The following is a 17,727-nucleotide window of genomic DNA, read 5'->3' as shown; positions in this document are numbered from 1 at the left end:
CTGACTCTTGGATAAGCGCTGGAAAGGGCGTCTAATACCGGATACGAGCTGCGAAGGCATCTTCAGCAGCTCGTATCCGGTATTAGACGCCGTATCCAGCGCTTATCCCTGAGTCAGGGGCAGATTGCTCACGTGTTACTCACCCGTTCGCCACTGATCCAGCAGAGCAAGCTCCGCTTTCACCGTTCGACTTGCATGTGTTAAGCACGCCGCCAGCGTTCATCCTGAGCCAGGATCAAACTCTCCGTAAAGAAATGTTGCTGCGACCAGCCGGAAAATGACCGGAGCAGCGAGTTTGATCTGACCAAAGGGATGTCATTGCTGACTATCCGTTGCCGGCACCGAAGTGCCGGACTTTGATCCAAAGGAATCTCATCCAGCCGAAGCTGGATCGAGGTTATTTGGCATTTGACAAGTGCACGCTGTTGAGTTCTCAAGGATCGGATGCTCCTGCTGTTCGGCCTCTCAGCCTCCCCCGCAGGGCAACTTCTCTATCTTATCCATCTCGTTCCGTCTGTCAAATCGACTCGCCGGGATCTTCAGATCCTCGGAGCAGTCGACGACCGCGGTCCACGAGGTGGACACTCCATCCTAGACCCTAAGGCCCTGGTTCCTCCAGTAGGAGGTGTGTGGGGTGGAGGTGGTTCTCCGCTTGAGGGGGCGAGGCCTTCCGGCCTTCTCGCTCTTCCCTGTGGGGCGAACAAGTAATAAGTTACGTGGGTTCTGGCCCTTCGGCAAATCGGGCCTGCATCCCGGGCGTGTCGCGCCTCCGCGCCGCGTGATTCCGGGGCCGGGTGGCTCCTCCCGGCCCAGCGAGGTCGCGCACCTCGACGCTCCGGCGTAGCGTGCCCCCATGCCCTCGCCCGTTCCTCTCGCGGCCGCCACCGATGTCGCCGCGCTCGCCTGGCACGCCGTGACCGCGGTCGAGGAGGCGCGTGCTGTCCTGGTGGGAGCATCCGCACGCCCCCTGGAGCCGACCGCCGTCGCGGTCGCCTACACGAGCGAGCGGTGGCTCCGCGTGGACGGATCCGCACCCCGTGCTTTCGCTCCCCTGTCGGGCTTCTTCCGGGCTGCTGACGGCTGGGTGCGCACTCATGCCAACTACCCGCACCATCGCCGAGCCCTCCTGTCGGCTCTCCACCTCTCCGCCGGGGCCGACGAACTCGATCGCGTGCGGGCGGAGCTGGCGCGACGACCGGCCGAGACCGCCGCGGCCGCGATCTCCGCTCACGGCGGTCTCTGCGTCACCGTCCGCCCCGCCGATGCCGCCGTCGACGAGCAGCTGCGAGCGCGTCCCGTCGTGGAGACCACTCGCCTCGGTGACGCGCCGACGCGCGCCGTCCAGGTGTCGGATGCGGAGCGCCCGCTCGCCCACACGCGAGTGCTCGACCTCACGCGGGTGATCGCGGGGCCGGTCGCGAGCCGCACCCTGGCGCTGTGGGGGGCCGACGTCCTCCGGATCGATCCCCCGCACCTGCCGGAGCTCCCGTGGCAGCATCTCGACACCGGGCACGCGAAGCGGTCGACGCTGCTCGACCTCGGCACCGGTACCGACCGCGCCGGCTTCGATGCGCTCCTCGCGTCGACGGATGTCGTCGTGCTGGGCTACCGCTCCGACGGGCTGGAGCGGCGCGGACTGTCCGCGGCGTCCCTTGCGCGGCGACGGCCCGGACTCATCGTGCTCCAGCTCACCGCGTGGCCAGACCCCTCTCGGAGAGGATTCGACAGTCTGGTGCAGGCAGAGTCCGGCATCGCCTGGGAGGAGTCGCGGGACGGCGAACATCCCGGAGCGCTCCCGGCGCAAGCCCTCGATCACAGCGCGGGGTACCTGCTCGCGGCGGCTGCCCTCGAGCTCTTGCACCGTCGAGAGATCGAGGGCGGCTCCTGGCTGGCGCGGACGAGCCTGCGCCGAATCGCCGCTGAGCTGCTCGGCTTCCCGCGACCGCCCCGGGCGGCGGCGGTGCCGCCGATCGACGAGACGGGGCACCTGCAGTCATTCGACGTCGACGGCGTCTCACTCGTCACCGCCGCCCCCGCTCTGCCCGGCGCCCGCTTCCGTGCACCGCGCCCCTGGGGGCGGGACCTCCCCCGGTGGCGGAGCGACGACGGCCGCGCGGAGAGCGTCCGATGACGCTCCCCGCCCCCGGAGACCGTCCCCGGGCACGGATCATCACTGCCTGCGAGCTCTTCGGGCGCGACCGCGTCGTCGCCTGGTGCGAAGCGCTCCTGAGCGGCTCCGCCCGCGACGACGACCCGGCCTGGCCTGACATCTCCTGGCTCGGCGGAACGATCGGATGGCCGACGGCATGGCGCCGGGTGTGGGGGGCGCGTGGGCTGCTTCACATCGGTCCTGCGGCCCACCCCGAGATCGTGCTCGATGCGTTGTCCGACGACGCGTGGCGCGTGAGGGAGATGGCGCTGAAAGTCATCACCGCGCACGGGATCGACGATTCCCGGGGAGCGGTGGAGGCATGCACGTCCGACCCGAACGAGCGGGTCCGGTACCAGGCGTGGCGGGCGCTCGGTCACCCCGATCCCGGCACGGCGTCGCGCTGATCCGTGCATCGCGGCACCGGCGAGATCGGGAGGGAAAGAGCTCAGGACAGGGCGCGCCGACGCGCGAGGATCCACGCGCAGAGCACGGCCGTCAACAGCCCCCACACCGCACACGCGGGTGGCAGCACGCGATAGGCGAGGTGATGCGCAGTCACCTCGGGATCGGCGCCGTACACGGCTGATCCGATCAGCCACGCGACGATCAGCGCGACGGGAAGCGAAGCCCACCAGGACCACCGCACCGCAGGAGGAAGCACGCGGGACGGCGCCAGCCGTGGTCGGCGGGAGATCCAGACGGCGCCGAAGATCGCGAGAACCGCCACTCCGCCCACGCCCGACCCGTACTGCAGCCACTTGAAGCCGGGAAGCGGGCCCCACAGCTCGTCGAGAGCGGGGAACAGTGCCAGGCCCCACCGACCCTCGTGAGTGAACGCGTCCCACGCGATGTGCGAGAGGACGCCGAGGACGAGCGAGACGGCGACCAGGACGGCGAAGACTCCGTTCTCGCGCCACACCCCGTGCCGCGCTCCGGGACGGGGCTCGCGCACGGCGTGCCACGCGTCGGCGCCGGCGCGGTCCCACTCAGCGGGAAGCCGCTCGGCCAGCCATCGCGGGGAAAGCTCCCGGACGGCGGGCCGGAGCAAGCCGTACCAGAGCACCAGGAGCAGCAGGGCGACGAGACCCGACACCACAACGTTGGTGTGGGTCAGCTGATAGGTCACCGGCGTGCCGCGCACGAAGAGCGGCACGTCGGGCGCCATCGCGCCGACCGCGATCGCCGCCGGCAGGAGCGGCGTACGAACGAACGGCAGCGCGACCGCCGCGTGAGCGGGTGTGAACGGCACGGTCAGTCGACGAAGAGTCCGGCGAGGGTCTTCTTCCCCCGCCGGAGCACGGAGACGCCGCCCGGGAGCGTGCCGGCGACGGTCGCAGCGTCGTCGGTCACCTTCGCGCCGTCGAGCGACACGCCGCCCTGGGCGATCGCGCGACGCGCGTCACTGAGGCTGGAGACCAGCTCGGTCTCCAGCAGCGCCTGGACCACCGGCGTTCCCGCCGGCACGCGAGCGTGCGGCAGCTCTTCGAGCGCGGATCGGAGGGTCGCCGCATCCAGCGCAGCCAGGTCGCCCTGCCCGAACAGTGCTTCCGACGCCGCGATCACGGCAGCCGTCGCCTCCGCGCCGTGAACAAGGGTCGACACCTCCTCCGCGAGCCGTTTCTGGGCGGCCCGGCGGAAGGGCTCCGTCTCGACGAGCCCGGCGTAGGACTCGATCTCCTCGCGCGTGAGGAAGGTGAACACCTTCAACCGTTCGACGACGTCCGCATCGGCCGTCGCGAGCCAGAACTGGTAGAACGCGTAGGGGCTCGTGAGCGCCGCGTCGATCCAGATGGCGTTTCCCTCGCTCTTGCCGAACTTGGTGCCGTCGCTGTTGGTGATCAACGGCGTCCCGATCGCGTGCACGGAGACGCCTTCGACGCGATGGATGAGGTCGGTGCCACTGGTGAGGTTTCCCCACTGGTCGGATCCGCCCGTCTGAAGCACGCAGTCGTACTGGCGGTACAGCTCGAGGAAGTCGAGTCCCTGGAGGATCTGGTAGCTGAACTCGGTGTAGCTGATGCCCGCGTCGGAGTTCAGTCGCGCCGCGACGGCATCCTTCTTGAGCATCGTGCCGACCCGGTAGTGCTTCCCGATCTCGCGGAGGAAGTCGATGGCGCTCAGGGGCGCCGTCCAGTCGAGGTTGTTGACCATGCGCGCAGCGTTGTCGCCCTCGAAACTCAGGTAGCGCTCCACCTGGGCGCGCAGGCTCGCCACCCACTCGGACACCGTCTCGCGGGAGTTCAGCGTGCGCTCAGCCGTCGGACGGGGGTCGCCGATCAGCCCGGTCGAGCCGCCGACCAGTCCCAGGGGTCGGTGTCCGGCCAACTGCAGGCGGCGCATCGTGAGCAGCTGCACGAGGTGCCCGAGGTGCAACGACGACGCGGTCGGATCGAACCCGCAGTAGTACGTGATCGGGTCTCCGCCGAGCAGCGCACGCAGCGCCTCCTGGTCGGTGGACACATGCACCAGGCCGCGCCAGACGATCTCGTCCCAGACGTTCGCGAACGTCGGATCGTTGGCGGGCGCGAGGGCGCTCACGACGGTTTCAGACACGCGTTCCAGGCTATCAGCGCGGGCCTGCCGTCCCCGTCCCCCGGAAGCGAGGCGGGGTCAGCCGAGAGTGCCCCACCAGAGGAGGAAGGCGACGCCCAGCGCCGTCGCCCAGCTGACGAGACTGCCGATGAGGAAGTACTCGGCGCGCAGGCCCGAGCCGCTGTCTCGGGAGATCTCGGGGAAGCGGACGATCCCCTTGGCGGCCAGGACGGCAGCCAGGAGCGTGAAGGCCCCCGTCAGGGTGAGGGAGAAGACGAGCAGCCTCTCGAGGGGGCCGATCAGACGACCGCCCTTCAGCGTGATGCCGTCGGCGTCGGGCAGGGCGGCGTCACGCAACGACGCGCGCACGACGACGTTCCCCGACTCCGACAGGAAGGCCACCGCCCCGACCACGAACACGGCCACGTCGGCACTCACCCGGCTGAGCGGGCCCCCTGTCGGCCAGAACTCGCCCCACGGCCCCTGGTCCGCGCGGATCCCGATGACGGCGACCGCGACGAGGCAGACCACCGCGACGAGCACGACCGGCCAGAGCCCGGCGGGGCCCCCGCGTCGATCCGGAGTTCCCCATGTCCACAGGACCGCGGTGCCGAGGGCGACGAAGGCCCACACCATCGCATCGGCTCCGGCGGCAAGGACGACGAGGGCGATCGCCGCGAGGACCGTCGCGGCGATCCGCAGCCGCGAGGGGGCGTATTGCCGGAGGAGGTCGCCCACCCCGACACCGAGGAGGACGAGCCCGGCGCCGATCACGCGTCGTCCTTTCCGAGGACGCTGAACCCCGCGATCACGGCGGGCGCTCCCGCTCCGGCCAGCGCCTGGGAGACCGCGGGCTGGGTGATGCCCTCTGCCGCGGCGAGCTCCCTCTGCGTGCGCCCGAGACACCGCCCGTAGGTGAGGCGCCGCGCGCGCTCACTCATGGCACCGACCATCTCGTCACGTACGAGCAGGTAGGCGTTGGCCATGCGCGCCTCGGTCTTCATGACGGCATCCTCCCCCACACCTGCGACAACGCGCGTGCGCGCAGACGGAACGGCGCGGTCCTGGAGTCGGTGCACCCGATCGATCGCCTCGCGTGCAGCCCACCATCCCGGTCCGTCGGAGATCTTGCCCCCCGGAGAGGCCACCACCTCGATCGGACCGACGCCCACGCCGAAACGCAGTTCGATGCCGTCGGGGAGGGCGAGCTGGACGAGCAGGAGCGAGCGGAGCGCGTCGGCGAGAGTGGCGTACTCCCCCTGGAACTCGTCGCCGACGGTGGCGGCCAGACGGTGCCGGGCAAGCGGCAGGTCGTCGTCCACGCGAGCGATCGCCGATTCGATCGCCGCTTGCGCCTGGCTCCGATCCTCGAGGAGACGCGAGCCGACGATGTCGGCGATGGTGACGACGGATCGAGACATGGTAATAAGCATATCACTTATCATGCTCAGTGATAAGCGTTCTGCTTATGTCTGGGATCGATAAGCCCCGCGGCCTCAGACCGTCAGCGCCCGCGCGGCGGCCTGGGCACGTGCCACCAGCTCGGCGCGCTGCTCGTTCACCCGCACCGGAGCCGTGCCGCCAGCGCCGGTGCGGCTCGCCACGGAACCCTCGATCGACAGGACGTCGCGCACCGCGGGACGGAGATGGCCAGACACCGACTCGAGCAGGGCATCGTCGGCGTCCTCCAGACCGATCCCCCGCTGTTCGCAGGCGCGCACGAGAGCGCCCGAGATCTCATGCGCGTCACGGAAGGGGACGCCCTGCGTGACGAGCCACTCGGCCACGTCGGTGGCCAACGAGAATCCCGCCGGAGCGAGCTCGGCCATCCGATCGGTGTGGAACTGCAGAGTCGCCACCATGCCGGCGAACGCCGGAAGAACGACCTCCAGCGTCGCCACCGAATCGAAGACCGGCTCCTTGTCCTCCTGCAGGTCGCGGTTGTAGGCGAGGGGAAGCCCCTTGAGCGTCGCGAGAAGGCCGGAGAGGTTCCCGATCAGACGCCCCGCCTTGCCGCGCGCGAGCTCCGCGATGTCCGGGTTCTTCTTCTGCGGCATGATGCTCGACCCCGTCGAGTAGCCGTCATCGAGCGTGACGAATCCGAACTCCCGCGTGTTCCAGAGGATCACGTCTTCCGCGAAGCGCGACAGGTCCACCCCGATCATGGCCGTGATGAAGGCGAACTCCGCCACGACGTCTCGCGCCGACGTGCCGTCGAGCGAGTTCTCGGCGGGCCGGTCGAGACCCAGCTCCCGCGCGACCGACTGCGGATCCAGCCCGAGTGTGGCTCCGGCCAGTGCGCCGCCGCCGTACGGCGAAACGCGGGCCCGCGCGGACCAGTCGCGGAGGCGTTCCACGTCGCGCACGAGGGGCCAGGCATGGGCCTGCAGGTGATGGGCGAGGAGGATCGGCTGCGCGTGCTGCAGATGCGTGCGGCCCGGCATGATCGCGGTGGAGTGGGCCTCGGCCTGCGCGACGACCGCATCGATCACGCGGAGCAGGTCGCGCGCGATCACGCCTGCATGGTCGAGCAGATAGAGCCGCACGAGGGTCGCGATCTGATCGTTGCGGCTGCGTCCTGCGCGCAGCTTGCCCCCCAGTTCGGGACCGACTTCGGCGATGAGCGCCGCCTCGAGCGCGCCGTGGACATCCTCGTCTCCCGGCTGGGCCACGAGGGTCGCATCCTCGATCCGGCGGGCCAGGGCGTCGAGCCCGGCGTGCATGCGGACGATCTCGTCATCGGTGAGGTATCCGGCCGCGTGGAGAGCATTCGCGTGAGCGTGGGAGCCGGCGAGATCGTAACGGGCGAGCGCCCAGTCGAAGTGCGTCGAGCGACTGAGAGCCTCCAGCTCGGGAGAGGGCCCCGTCGCGAAGCGCGCTCCCCAGAGTGCACCTTCGTTGGTCCCATGCGCAGCAGATTCGGTCACCGTGTCAGCCTAGTCGCGCGCCCGAGGCGGGCCGGGAATCAGGCGTGAGGCCAGCACCGCGATGATGCGCTCGCACGGGCCCCTCCCCCACGCGACGGCCCACACCGTACAGAGCAGGATCGTTCCGCCGACGAACACCGGGAGCGGGTTCAAGGCTCGGAAGGCACCCAGATCGGAGGTCGTACCGAGAGCGAGCGCGGCCCAGACCGCCCAGACCAGGATCTGGCCGGTGTACGCCGAGAGCGGCATGGCGCCCACCGCACGCAGCGGGAGGACGATCGTCGCGGCCGGGGTCCGGCAGAGCGCGAGACACACACCGAGGACCGCCAGGGCGATTCCGCCCGATCCGATCACTTCGGGCAGGCCCCCGGAATGGGCTGCGACGGCGAGCGCTCGGCTCGCCCACCCGTCCGACAGCGCCTCGTCGGGGATCAGGGTGGCACCGACGCCGGCGACCAGCGCGGCGGCCCCGCCGCCCAGCACGAGCCGCAACGGCACGCGCGGTCCGAACCCCGACCGCGCGACCGCGAGACCTGCAGCGACGAAGGCGAACCAGATCGTGAACGGGTAGTGCCACCCGATGAGGAGCGCGACCTCGGCGCCACCCGGCGATTCCCACGGCAGCACGTCGTCGAGGAGCGGCTGGACGAGCGGCGACACGATCGCCACGGCCGCAGCGATCGCCCACAGCGGCCGTGGGCCGAGGGAAAGCAGGGGAAGGCTCAGGAGGAACAGCACGGCGTAGGCGGGGAGGATCACGTACACGGGCACGCCCGTCGAGATCAGGGCGACACCGAGCAGCCACACCGCTCCCGCGCGCACCGCGAGCCGGGCACGGATCACCCGCAGGCACGTTCCGCCGGCGCCCGCGCTGAGCAGACCGATCGAGACCCCCGCCAGGAGGGCGAACAGGATCGACGACCGACCGTTGACGACGTCGAGCCACGTGCTCGGATCGGCGCCGTCGAACGGTGCGATCGACAGCAGGTGCGCGGTCAGCATGCCCAGCACCGCGAGCCCGCGTGCGAGATCGACGCCCGCGACGCGCCCCGGCGAGGTCAGCCACCGAAGACCCGGCGTCGCCGTCCTCCCCTGGCTGCTCACGCCGGTCCCGTCACGATGTCACTGTTGGCGCAGCAGCCAGACCAGAAGCGCCTTCTGCGCGTGGAGGCGGTTCTCGGCTTCGTCCCACACGACGCTCTGCGGACCGTCGATCACCTCGGCATCGACCTCGTACCCGCGGTCGGCGGGGAGACAGTGGATGAAGATCGCCGCGTCATCAGCGAGCGCCATCGTCTCCTGAGTGACCTTGTAGCCGCCGAGGTCGCGGAGGCGGGCGATCTTCTCCTCTTCCTTCCCCATCGAGACCCAGGTGTCGGTGACGACGACGTCGGCGCCGGCAGCGGCCTCGAGCGGATCGGTGTAGAGCGTGACGGAGCCGCCGGTCTCCGCGGCGATCCGATCGGCGTCGGCGATCACGTCCTCGCGGGGCGCGTAGTCCACCGGTGACGCGACGCGGACGTGCATGCCGGCCGTGACGCCCGCCAGCACGTACGAGTGCCCCATGTTCGACTTGCCGTCGCCGAAGAACGCCAACGTCAGGCCGCGGAGCTCTCCCTTGTGCTCTCGGATCGTGAGGAGGTCTGCCAGCAACTGACAGGGATGGAAGTCGTCGCTCAGCGCGTTGACGACCGGAACCCGCGTTCCCCGCGCCATCTCCTCCAAGCCGGCCTGCGCGTAGGTCCGCCACACGATCGCGGCGACCTGTCGCTCCAGCACGCGCGCGGTGTCGGAGGGGGTCTCCTTGCCGCCGAGCTGGCTGTTGGCGGTCGAGATGATCAGGGGCGAGCCGCCCAGGTCGGCGATGCCGACGGCGAACGATACGCGCGTGCGCGTCGACGACTTGTCGAAGATCACTGCGACCGTCTGAGGCCCTTCCAGCGGCTTCAGCTTCCAGCGGTCCTTCTTGAGGGACAGGGCGAGATCGAGGATCTCGGACTGCTCGGCGGGGCTGAGGTCATCGTCACGCAGGAGGTGGCGGGTCATGCGGGGGTCTCCGAGTTCGTGTGGTCATCGAGCATGAGGGCGTCTTCGACGGTGCGCAGCGCGCGGGTGAACAGTTCCACGAACTCCTCCACCTCCACGTCGCCGATCGTCAATGCCGGCGCCAATCGCACCGTCTCGTCGTTGGCGGCGTTGATGATGAGGCCGTGTTCCTGAGCGGCCGCGACGACCGCTCCGGCCACGGGGTGGCTGAGCGCGACGCCGATGAGCAGACCCCGTCCCCGCGTCCCCGCCACGAGCGGCGAACCGATCGCCGCGATGCGGTCTCGCAGCTGTGCGCCGCGCTCGCGGGCGTTGGCGAGCAGGTCGGCACGCTCGATCTCGCGGAGGACGGCAGCTCCGACCGCGGTTGCGAGCGGGTTGCCGCCGAAGGTCGAGCCGTGCGTTCCCGGGTAGAAGAGCTCGCCGGTGTCGCCGAAGGTGATCAGGGCGCCGATCGGGAAGCCTCCGGCGATGCCCTTGGCCACCGTGATCGCATCGGGAACGATACCGGCGCTCTGGAAGGCGAACCACTCGCCGGTGCGCCCGGCGCCGGTCTGGATCTCATCCAGGATGAGCAGCGCCCCGTGCTGAGCCGTGAGGTCCCGGGCGGCGCGGAGGAAGCCCTCCGGCAGATCGACGACCCCCGCCTCACCCTTGATCGGCTCGATGAACACCGCGGCCACCGTCTCATCGATCGCGGATTCGAGGGCCTCGATCGTGGTGTCGATGAACTCGACGCCGGGCACCATCGGGAGGAACGGCTGCTGCATCGCCGGTTTGCCGGTGAGGGCGAGCGTTCCCATCGTCCGGCCGTGGAAGGCGTTCTTCAGGGCGAGGATGCGTGGCCGCGCGGTGCCGGTGCGCTCGGCCGCACCGTGGAGGCGGGCCAGCTTGAAGGCCGCCTCGTTGGCCTCGGCGCCCGAGTTGGCGAAGTACACCCGGCCGGAGGGGCCGGTGCCGGCGAGCTGCTTCAGGAGCGCGGCCAGTTCGAGCTGGGGCGGGGTGGCGAAGAAGTTCGACACCTGCGCGAGGGTGGCCGCCTGCCGCGTCACCGCTTCGACGAACACCGGGTGGGCGTGACCGAGCGAGGTCACCGCGATGCCGCCGAGGAAGTCGAGGTAGCGCTTGCCCTCGTCATCCCACACGTACGCGCCCTCACCACGGGTGAGGAGGGCGAGGCGATCGGCCGCGTTGCGGACCAGGTCGCGCGTCGCGTCCTCCTGCCACCGCGTCTGAGTCAGTGTTCCGGCTTGCGTCTGCACGTCGTCCTCCATCACGTCGCCACGACCTCTGTTCCGATTCCTTTTTCTGTGAAGATCTCCACCAGCACCGAATGCGGCTGACGGCCGTCGATGATGGCGGCCGTGTCGACCCCGCCGTCGACCGCGTCGAGACAGGCCTGCATCTTGGGGATCATCCCCGACTCCAGACGCGGGAGCATCTCCCGCAGCTCGTCGGCGGTCAGATGCGAGACGAGCGATTCCCGATGGGGCCAATCCGCATAGAGCCCCGGCACGTCGGTGAGCACGACGAGCTTCGAGGCGCCCAGCGCGACGGCGAGAGCGGCCGCGGCGGCATCGGCGTTGACGTTCAGGGACTGCCCGGGGTTGTCCTGATCGGGCGCGATCGACGAGACCACCGGGATGCGACCGGCGGCGAGCTGGTCGCGCACCGGCTGCGGATCGACGCCGACGACGTCACCGACGTAGCCGAGATCATGCGCCACCCCGTCCACGACGACGTCTCTGCGGCGCCCGCGGAACAACCCGGCGTCCTCTCCGGACAGACCGGTGGCGAAGGGGCCGAACGCGTTGATCCGGGCGACCAGCTGCGGGTTGATCTGGCCGGTGAGCACCATCCGCACGACGCTGATCGCCTCGGTCGAGGTGACCCGATAGCCGCCCTTGAACTCGCTGGGGATCGACAACCGATCCAGCATCTGAGAGATCTGCGGACCGCCGCCGTGTACGACGACCGGCTTGACCCCGACGAAGCGCAAGTACGCGATGTCCTGCGCGAACGCCTCCTGCAGCTCCTCGGAGATCATCGCGTTTCCGCCGTACTTGATGACGATCACCTGATCGCGGAAGCGCTGCAGCCAGGGCAGCGACTCGATGAGCACGCCGGCCTTCTGCGCCGCCTGCTCGGGCGTGGTCTGCTGGAGATCGGTCATGAGGAGTACGCGCTGTTCTCGTGGACGTAGTCGTGGGTGAGGTCGTTCGTGAGGATCGTGGCCTCCGCGTCGCCCGCCTTGAGGTCGATCAGGATCTCGGTCGATCGGGGCGCCAGGTCGACCTCCTCGCGCGGGCGGTCGGGGGCACCGTGGCTGCACACCCGGACACCGTTGAACGAGACATCGACGTCGTAGGGGTCGAACCGGGCCTGGGTGGTCCCGATCGCCGCCAGCACTCTCCCCCAGTTGGGGTCATTGCCGAAGATGGCGGCCTTGAAGAGATTGTTGCGGGCGACCGATCGTCCCACCGTCACCGCGTCCTCCTCGGAGGCGGCGTGGACGACCTGGATGGAGATGTCGTGGCTGGCGCCTTCGGCATCGGCCTGCAGCTGCTGGGCGAGGTCCTGACAGACCTCGGTGAGCACGCGCGTGAACTCGTCGAGATCGGCCGTCACTCCGCTGGCGCCGCTCGCCAGGAGCGTCACCTGGTCGTTCGTCGACATGCAGCCGTCGGAATCCAGTCGGTCGAAAGTGACGCGCGTCGCGCTCCGCAGCGCCCGGTCGAGGTCGGCGGAGGCGACGACCGCATCGGTGGTGAGGACGACGAGCATCGTCGCCAGCCCCGGGGCCAGCATCCCCGCCCCCTTGGCCATTCCGCCGATCGTCCAGCCCGAGCCGGCGGAGACCGCCCGCTTGGGGCGGGAGTCGGTCGTCATGATCGCCAGTGCCGCGTCGTCGCCGCCGTCGGCCCGCAGCTGAGCGACGGCTTCCCGCGTCCCGTCGAGGACCTTGCGGCGGAACTCCTCGTCCCCGGTTCCGATGAGCCCGGTGGAGCACACCAGCACGTCGCCAGGGCTCACCTCCAGCAACCCCGCCGCCAACTCCGCCGTCTGGTGGGTGGTCTGGAACCCGAAGCTCCCCGTGAAGCAGTTCGCGCCGCCGGAGTTGAGCACCACCGCGTGGACCCGGCCGTCGGCGACGGCCTGCTCCGACCACAGGATCGGGTTGGCCTTCGCGCGGTTGCTCGTGAAGACGGCAGCACCGGCGAAGTGCGGGCCGCGGTTGACGACGACGGCGACATCGCGCGCTCCGGTGGACTTCAGTCCGGCTGCGACTCCCGCCGCATCGAATCCCTGGGCTGCGGTGACGCTCACGGCGCGACTCCGTTCACGGTCAGGCCCCGGTCCTCGGGGAGACCGAGGGCGATGTTCATGGACTGGACGGCGGCCCCGGCGGTGCCCTTCATCAGGTTGTCGACGGCGGCCACGATCACGACCTTCTCGGCCCTACGGTCGACGGCGACACCCAGGAGAGCGGTGTTCGCGCCGATCACGTCGGCCGTGCGCGGGAACTGCCCCTCGGGGAGGACGTGGACGAAGGTCTCTCCGTCATAGGCCCCCTCCCACGCGTCGCGAACGTCGGCGTCGGAGACGCCGGGGCGCAGCGGCACGACCGTGGTGGCGAGTATCCCGCGGGACATCGGGACGATCACGGGAGTGAAGGACAGCCGGAGGCTTGCGGTGACCTCCGCGCCCCGCTCTCCCGCGGCGGCGATCAACGACTGCGCGATCTCAGGGATGTGGCGGTGGGTCCCACCCACGGCGTACGGGTTGGCGCTACCGAGGATCTCGGCCGCCAGCAGGTGCGTCTTGGGGCTCTTCCCGGCACCGGAGGGCCCGACGGCGAGCACCGACACGATGTCCCCCGCATCGACGATCCCGGCCGCGACCCCGGGCGCGACGCTCAAGGCGACCGTCGACGCATTGCAGCCGGGCGCGGCGATCCGCGACGCATCCCGCAGCGCCTCCCGCTGCTTGCCGCCCGCGACCGGAAGCTCCGGCACGCCGTACGTCCACGGCTCGTGGAAGAGGCCACCGTAGAACTCGTCCCACGCCGCCGCCGAGGTCAGCCGGTGGTCGGCGCCGGCGTCGATCACCAGGGGAACCTCTGCCAGCGCCTCGGTGTACTGGCCCGACTGCCCGTGAGGGAGAGCGAGGAACACTACGTCATGCCCGGCCAGGGTCTCTGCGGACGTCTCCTGGATCGTCAGGTGGGCGAGCGACCGGAGGTGCGGCTGCTCGTCGACGAGGCGCCGTCCCGCCGAGGAGTGCGCCGTGACGGTGCGGATGTGGATGTCGGGGTGGGCGGCGAGCGTGCGCAGGATCTCTCCGCCGGCATAGCCGGAAGCGCCGGAAACGGCGACCGAATAGGTCATTGTCCAACCTTATTGTCTGAGGGAGCGGGGCCGGAGACGGCGACACCGGCGGCTCCACCCGGCAACGACGGGGAGCGTTCGGGGTCGCCTAGAGTCGGCGGCCGCCCTGGCGTCGGCGTGCGCGGAAGACCACGAGGGGGGTCTGCGTCGCGGCCGAGAGCATGTCGCGACGATAGCGCCGAGGCCCACACCTCTGCAAATCGCGTCGGTGTCGGTGGTCAGAGACGTCCGAGGAGCGCACGCTCCTCGCTGCGGCGGAGCCCGGCCGCACGCGCGCGATCCACGCCGCGCACGCGCTCATCGAGCAGCACGCGCTCCAGAGTGACGTGGAGGGGGCGCGCGGTTCCGCCCAGGGCGCGGTAGCGGCGATCGTCGCGCGTGGCGAACCCCGGGAGGTCGGCGGGGAGCCAGAGCGGAAGCGAACGCGGTCCCGCCCAGTACTCGACGCCCTGCGCGACGAGCCGCTCCACCGGCGCCGAGACGAGGTCGCCGGTGTGCCCGGCCACGGTCCGCGCTTCGCGGAGGACGTCCGAGAGCGGCAGGGACGGCCCGACGGCGTTGACGGGCCCGGAGAGCCGCTGCTCCCCCGCCCTCACGATGAACGCCGCGAGGTCGTCGACATCGATCGTCTGCGCGAACAGTCCCGCCGTCTCCGGCACGAGCACCGGCTCCGACCCGGCTGCGGCGAAACGCGCCGGCCAGTATCCGAACCGGTCGGTAGGATCCCCCGGCCCCACGATCAGCCCGGGCCGGACGATCGACGACGTCACCTCCGCCGCCGAGACCGCGGCCTCCGCTGCCGCTTTCGCCCCCGCGTAGTCCGCGTCCGCGTCCTGATCTGAAGTGACCGGCTTCGCCAATGCGGCGGTCTCGTCGGCACCCGGCGTCTCGTTGTCGGCGTAGACCGAGACGCTCGAGACGTACGTCCAGTGCGCCGAGCGTGGAGCCAGAGCGGCGAGCGCCGCGCGCACGTGGCCGGGCCTCGATGAGATGTCGATGACGTCGTCCCAGCGCTCGGCCGCGACGGCGGCGTAGGCATCGGGGCCGGAACGATCGGCGGAGACGAGGGTCGCCCCCGCCGGCGCCGGTCGGGAACCCCGCGCAAGGCAGACGACCTCGGCACCCCGCTTGGACCATAGCCGGGCGATTCGACCGCTCAGCCATCCCGTGCCACCGAGGACGAGGACTCTCCGCATCCCCTCAGCACAGCAGGAGATCTGCGGCGGCGCCAGCCCGTCCGCTCGTGGCGGACGGCGAGGAGCATCGCCGCCGTCAGCGCGTCGGGAACGCCTTGATCCGCTGGAGGAGTTCCGGAGCACCTCGATCGAAGATGCGACCTCCGATGGCCACCCCGGCGGCGCTCCCGCCGATGCCGACGACGACCGAGACCGTGAGCGCCGCCCAGCCGAACGCGCCGTTGCCGGTGGCCGCCGAGAGGACGGCCAGCACGATGGAGGGAAGCGCGAGGACGAAGATCGCGGCCATCACGACGAAGACGAGGAGTCCACTCACGAACGTCTGGCCGGGGACGGTCTTGAACGGGCTGTCGCCGGGGGCGGCGACCGGGGTGACCAGGAGCGCCGACGACACGGCGGAGACGGCGTACCCCGCCAGCAGCAGCCCGAGCGATGCCCCGAGGATCGCGGGAAGGCGATCCGGGGCTCCCGCCAGCTGAGTCGTGAGCACAGCCAAGACGACGACGATCGGGACACCCACGCTGGCGGCTCCGAGGAGTCTCCCCCACCGGTCGTCTCGGCCACGGATGCCGGAGGCGAGCACGGAGGCGAAAGCAGTGCCGTCGTAGGAGACGTCGCTGTAGGTCGCGATCGCCAGGACCAGCGCGACGATCACGCTCGAGACGATGAAGGGGGAATCGGTCAGCCCTCCGGTCAACCCCAGCAGGAGCGGGAGGAGCGGAACGACGATCAGCTGTCGGAGATACCGGGGGTCGCGCAGCCACGCGGTGAGCGAGCGCGCCCACGTCGCCCCGACGGGAGTGGAAGGAAAGCGGCCGAACAGCCCGAGGGACCCCGGCCGCGCGGCGCGCGAGGTGGGGCGAACCGGACTCGTCACCGCCGCATCGAGCGAGCGCGCCCACACCAGCCACAGCACGACGAGCGTCGCCGCCGCCACAGCGAACCGTGCCAGCGCCGACAGAGGCATCCCTGCGGCCACGTCGGCCGGCACCGCCCAGGCGGCGCCGAGCGGGGTCCAGGACAGGATCGCCGCGACCGACTGCACCCGCGGCCAGAGGTCCGCGGTGCGGTCCAGCAGCGCGACGATGCCCGTGAGGATCGGCCCGGTCATGATGACGACGGCGAGGACGAGCGTACCCACGATCTCGCGCCCCTTGCGGTTGCTGCCGAGTCCCGACGACAACGACCCCACGAGCCGGGCGGCCACGACGCAGGTCACGGCGGCCAGCACCCCCATGGGCACTGCGACGGCCACGGCGAGCGGCGTCGCCAGGTAGACGAGCGAGGCGAGCACCGCGGCGAGGATCGTCGCGAGGCCCGGCACACCCGAGAGACCGACCGCTGCCAGCGCGAGCATCGTGTCACGGCGTGTCAGGGGGAACGGCGCCAGCCGTGCCGGATCGACGGTCGCATCGAGACCGGCGACCACGAGCGGACCGATGACCCAGCCCAGCAGCAGCGCCGACCCGCCCACCACGGTGAGGACGCGGCCGGTCTCAACCGGCTGCGTGAGGGCGAGCACGACAGCCCCCACCGCGAGGAGACCGAGGGCCGATACCGCCCAGAGGATGCCGAAGCAGAAGCCGACGAGCTGCCACGGCCGGCGGGAGAGATCGTTCGCGAGGATGCGATATCGCAGCCTCAGGACTGTCGCAACCACTCGGGCCCCTGGGTGGTGTGACGACCGCCGACCAGTGAGATGAAGCGGTCCTGGAGGCTCGAGTCCCCGCGGACGTCGTCCGTGGTGCCTGCCGCCAGCACGCGGCCGCTGGCGATGACCGCGACGTGATCGCACATGCGCTGCACGAGATCCATCGAGTGACTGGAGACGATGACGCTGCCACCCGAAGCGGTGTATCCGCGCAGGATGTCCTCGATGTTGGCCGCGGAGACGGGATCGACCGACTCGAAGGGCTCGTCGAGCACGAGCAACCGCGGCGCGTGGACGAGAGCGCACGCCAGCGCGATCTTCTTCGTCATCCCGGCCGAGTAGTCCGCCACGATCGCCCCGGCGGCCTCGCGCAGATCCATCATCGCGATGAGGTCGGCCACGCGAGGGGCGATCTCGGCTCGCGGCAGCCCGAACATCATCGCGGTATAGGTGATGAGCTGCTCGCCGGTGAGCCGGTCGAACAGGCGTACCCCGTCGGCGAGGTTGCCGATCATCCGCTTCGCGGTCGTCGGCTCGGCCCAGACGTCGACGCCATGGACCGAGATCCTTCCGGCGTCAGGTCGCAGGAGTCCGGTCGCCATGGACAACGTCGTCGTCTTTCCGGCGCCGTTGGGTCCGACCAGTCCGTAGAACGACCCTGCCGGTACTTCGAGGTCGATGTTGTCGACGGCGACCTTGGCCCCGAAGCGCTTGCTCAGGCCTGCGATTCGCAGTGCCGGCGCGGTCCGGTCGTGATTCGTTCCGTCCTCGCTCATCTCCCCCAGCTTAGGCGTACCACTGTCGACGACCCGTGTCGGGCGCCGATGACAGGGTG

Annotated in this window: 16 protein-coding genes and 1 rRNA gene; 2 read left to right on the top strand and 15 right to left on the bottom strand. The window is 70.3% G+C overall.

Annotation, left to right across the window (positions count from 1 at the left end; translation table 11 throughout):
• Nucleotides 1-251 (bottom strand): 16S ribosomal RNA (locus QM591_RS05730); the annotation flags it as partial.
• Nucleotides 252-853: 602 nt separating this feature from the next.
• On the opposite strand from QM591_RS05730, the gene QM591_RS05725 reads away from it, so the two are divergent.
• Together QM591_RS05725 and QM591_RS05720 are read left to right on the top strand one after the other, a co-directional pair.
• Nucleotides 854-2,131 carry a CoA transferase gene (locus QM591_RS05725; protein WP_415130486.1) on the top strand — a complete coding sequence of 426 codons (1,278 nt, stop codon included), beginning with the start codon at nt 854-856 and terminating at the stop codon, nt 2,129-2,131.
• Nucleotides 2,128-2,556, top strand: a complete 429-nt coding sequence (locus QM591_RS05720; protein WP_415130484.1) for a HEAT repeat domain-containing protein — start codon at nt 2,128-2,130, stop codon at nt 2,554-2,556. The genes QM591_RS05725 and QM591_RS05720 overlap by 4 nt, the downstream gene beginning before the upstream one ends.
• Before the next feature lie 41 nt (nt 2,557-2,597).
• Here the strand turns inward: QM591_RS05720 and QM591_RS05715 are convergent, their stop codons facing one another.
• The 14 genes from QM591_RS05715 to QM591_RS05650 form a co-directional block, all read right to left on the bottom strand.
• Nucleotides 2,598-3,401: a DUF4184 family protein gene (locus QM591_RS05715; protein ID WP_415130482.1), complete on the bottom strand. Its 804-nt coding sequence runs from the start codon at nt 3,399-3,401 to the stop codon at nt 2,598-2,600.
• Nucleotides 3,402-3,403: 2 nt separating this feature from the next.
• Complete coding sequence (tyrS, locus tag QM591_RS05710; RefSeq protein ID WP_415130480.1) at nt 3,404-4,705, bottom strand: tyrosine--tRNA ligase; 1,302 nt, start codon at nt 4,703-4,705, stop codon at nt 3,404-3,406.
• A gap of 57 nt (nt 4,706-4,762) precedes the next feature.
• Complete coding sequence (locus tag QM591_RS05705) at nt 4,763-5,458, bottom strand: hypothetical protein (protein ID WP_415130478.1); 696 nt, start codon at nt 5,456-5,458, stop codon at nt 4,763-4,765.
• Entirely contained in the window at nt 5,455-6,105 is a 651-nt protein-coding gene (locus QM591_RS05700) for a SatD family protein (RefSeq protein ID WP_415130476.1), read from the bottom strand. The genes QM591_RS05705 and QM591_RS05700 overlap by 4 nt, the downstream gene beginning before the upstream one ends.
• A 75-nt stretch (nt 6,106-6,180) precedes the next feature.
• Nucleotides 6,181-7,611: an argininosuccinate lyase gene (argH, locus tag QM591_RS05695; protein ID WP_415130474.1), complete on the bottom strand. Its 1,431-nt coding sequence runs from the start codon at nt 7,609-7,611 to the stop codon at nt 6,181-6,183.
• Between the two features lie 9 nt (nt 7,612-7,620).
• Nucleotides 7,621-8,715 (bottom strand): heparan-alpha-glucosaminide N-acetyltransferase domain-containing protein, encoded by a 1,095-nt coding sequence (locus tag QM591_RS05690; protein WP_415130472.1) that lies wholly within the window; start codon nt 8,713-8,715, stop codon nt 7,621-7,623.
• An 18-nt stretch (nt 8,716-8,733) separates the two neighbouring features.
• Complete coding sequence (gene argF, locus QM591_RS05685; RefSeq protein WP_415130470.1) at nt 8,734-9,657, bottom strand: ornithine carbamoyltransferase; 924 nt, start codon at nt 9,655-9,657, stop codon at nt 8,734-8,736.
• Nucleotides 9,654-10,931, bottom strand: coding sequence for an acetylornithine transaminase (locus tag QM591_RS05680; RefSeq protein ID WP_415130494.1), 1,278 nt, complete (start codon nt 10,929-10,931; stop codon nt 9,654-9,656). The genes argF and QM591_RS05680 overlap by 4 nt, the downstream gene beginning before the upstream one ends.
• Nucleotides 10,931-11,830, bottom strand: coding sequence for an acetylglutamate kinase (gene argB / locus QM591_RS05675; protein WP_415130468.1), 900 nt, complete (start codon nt 11,828-11,830; stop codon nt 10,931-10,933). Before argB ends, QM591_RS05680 begins: the two co-directional genes overlap by 1 nt.
• Nucleotides 11,827-12,984, bottom strand: coding sequence for a bifunctional glutamate N-acetyltransferase/amino-acid acetyltransferase ArgJ (gene argJ / locus QM591_RS05670; protein ID WP_415130466.1), 1,158 nt, complete (start codon nt 12,982-12,984; stop codon nt 11,827-11,829). Before argJ ends, argB begins: the two co-directional genes overlap by 4 nt.
• On the bottom strand, nt 12,981-14,045 hold the full coding sequence (argC, locus tag QM591_RS05665; RefSeq protein WP_415130464.1) for an N-acetyl-gamma-glutamyl-phosphate reductase: 1,065 nt from the start codon (nt 14,043-14,045) through the stop codon (nt 12,981-12,983). The genes argJ and argC overlap by 4 nt, the downstream gene beginning before the upstream one ends.
• A 218-nt stretch (nt 14,046-14,263) precedes the next feature.
• Complete coding sequence (locus QM591_RS05660; protein ID WP_415130462.1) at nt 14,264-15,241, bottom strand: NAD-dependent epimerase/dehydratase family protein; 978 nt, start codon at nt 15,239-15,241, stop codon at nt 14,264-14,266.
• Nucleotides 15,242-15,317: 76 nt separating this feature from the next.
• Nucleotides 15,318-16,901: a hypothetical protein gene (locus QM591_RS05655; RefSeq protein WP_415130460.1), complete on the bottom strand. Its 1,584-nt coding sequence runs from the start codon at nt 16,899-16,901 to the stop codon at nt 15,318-15,320.
• Nucleotides 16,883-17,668, bottom strand: a complete 786-nt coding sequence (locus QM591_RS05650; protein WP_415130458.1) for an ABC transporter ATP-binding protein — start codon at nt 17,666-17,668, stop codon at nt 16,883-16,885. Before QM591_RS05650 ends, QM591_RS05655 begins: the two co-directional genes overlap by 19 nt.
• Nucleotides 17,669-17,727 lie beyond the last annotated feature (59 nt).

Source organism: Microbacterium sp. (assembly GCF_047607225.1).
Taxonomy (GTDB): Bacteria; Actinomycetota; Actinomycetes; order Actinomycetales; family Microbacteriaceae; genus Microbacterium.
Note: the sequence above shows the minus strand (reverse complement) of the source record. Positions and strands in the feature narration are given on the sequence as shown.

Bases quoted from the DNA above. Each gene is read 5' to 3' on its own strand.
- QM591_RS05725 (WP_415130486.1), top strand. From the start codon at position 854: ATGCCCTCGCCCGTTCCTCTCGCGGCCGCCACCGATGTCGCCGCGCTC.
- QM591_RS05660 (WP_415130462.1), bottom strand. From the start codon at position 15,241: ATGCGGAGAGTCCTCGTCCTCGGTGGCACGGGATGGCTGAGCGGTCGA.
- QM591_RS05680 (WP_415130494.1), bottom strand. From the start codon at position 10,931: ATGGAGGACGACGTGCAGACGCAAGCCGGAACACTGACTCAGACGCGG.
- argF (WP_415130470.1), bottom strand. From the start codon at position 9,657: ATGACCCGCCACCTCCTGCGTGACGATGACCTCAGCCCCGCCGAGCAG.
- QM591_RS05720 (WP_415130484.1), top strand. From the start codon at position 2,128: ATGACGCTCCCCGCCCCCGGAGACCGTCCCCGGGCACGGATCATCACT.
- QM591_RS05700 (WP_415130476.1), bottom strand. From the start codon at position 6,105: ATGTCTCGATCCGTCGTCACCATCGCCGACATCGTCGGCTCGCGTCTC.
- argB (WP_415130468.1), bottom strand. From the start codon at position 11,830: ATGACCGATCTCCAGCAGACCACGCCCGAGCAGGCGGCGCAGAAGGCC.
- argC (WP_415130464.1), bottom strand. From the start codon at position 14,045: ATGACCTATTCGGTCGCCGTTTCCGGCGCTTCCGGCTATGCCGGCGGA.
- QM591_RS05650 (WP_415130458.1), bottom strand. From the start codon at position 17,668: ATGAGCGAGGACGGAACGAATCACGACCGGACCGCGCCGGCACTGCGA.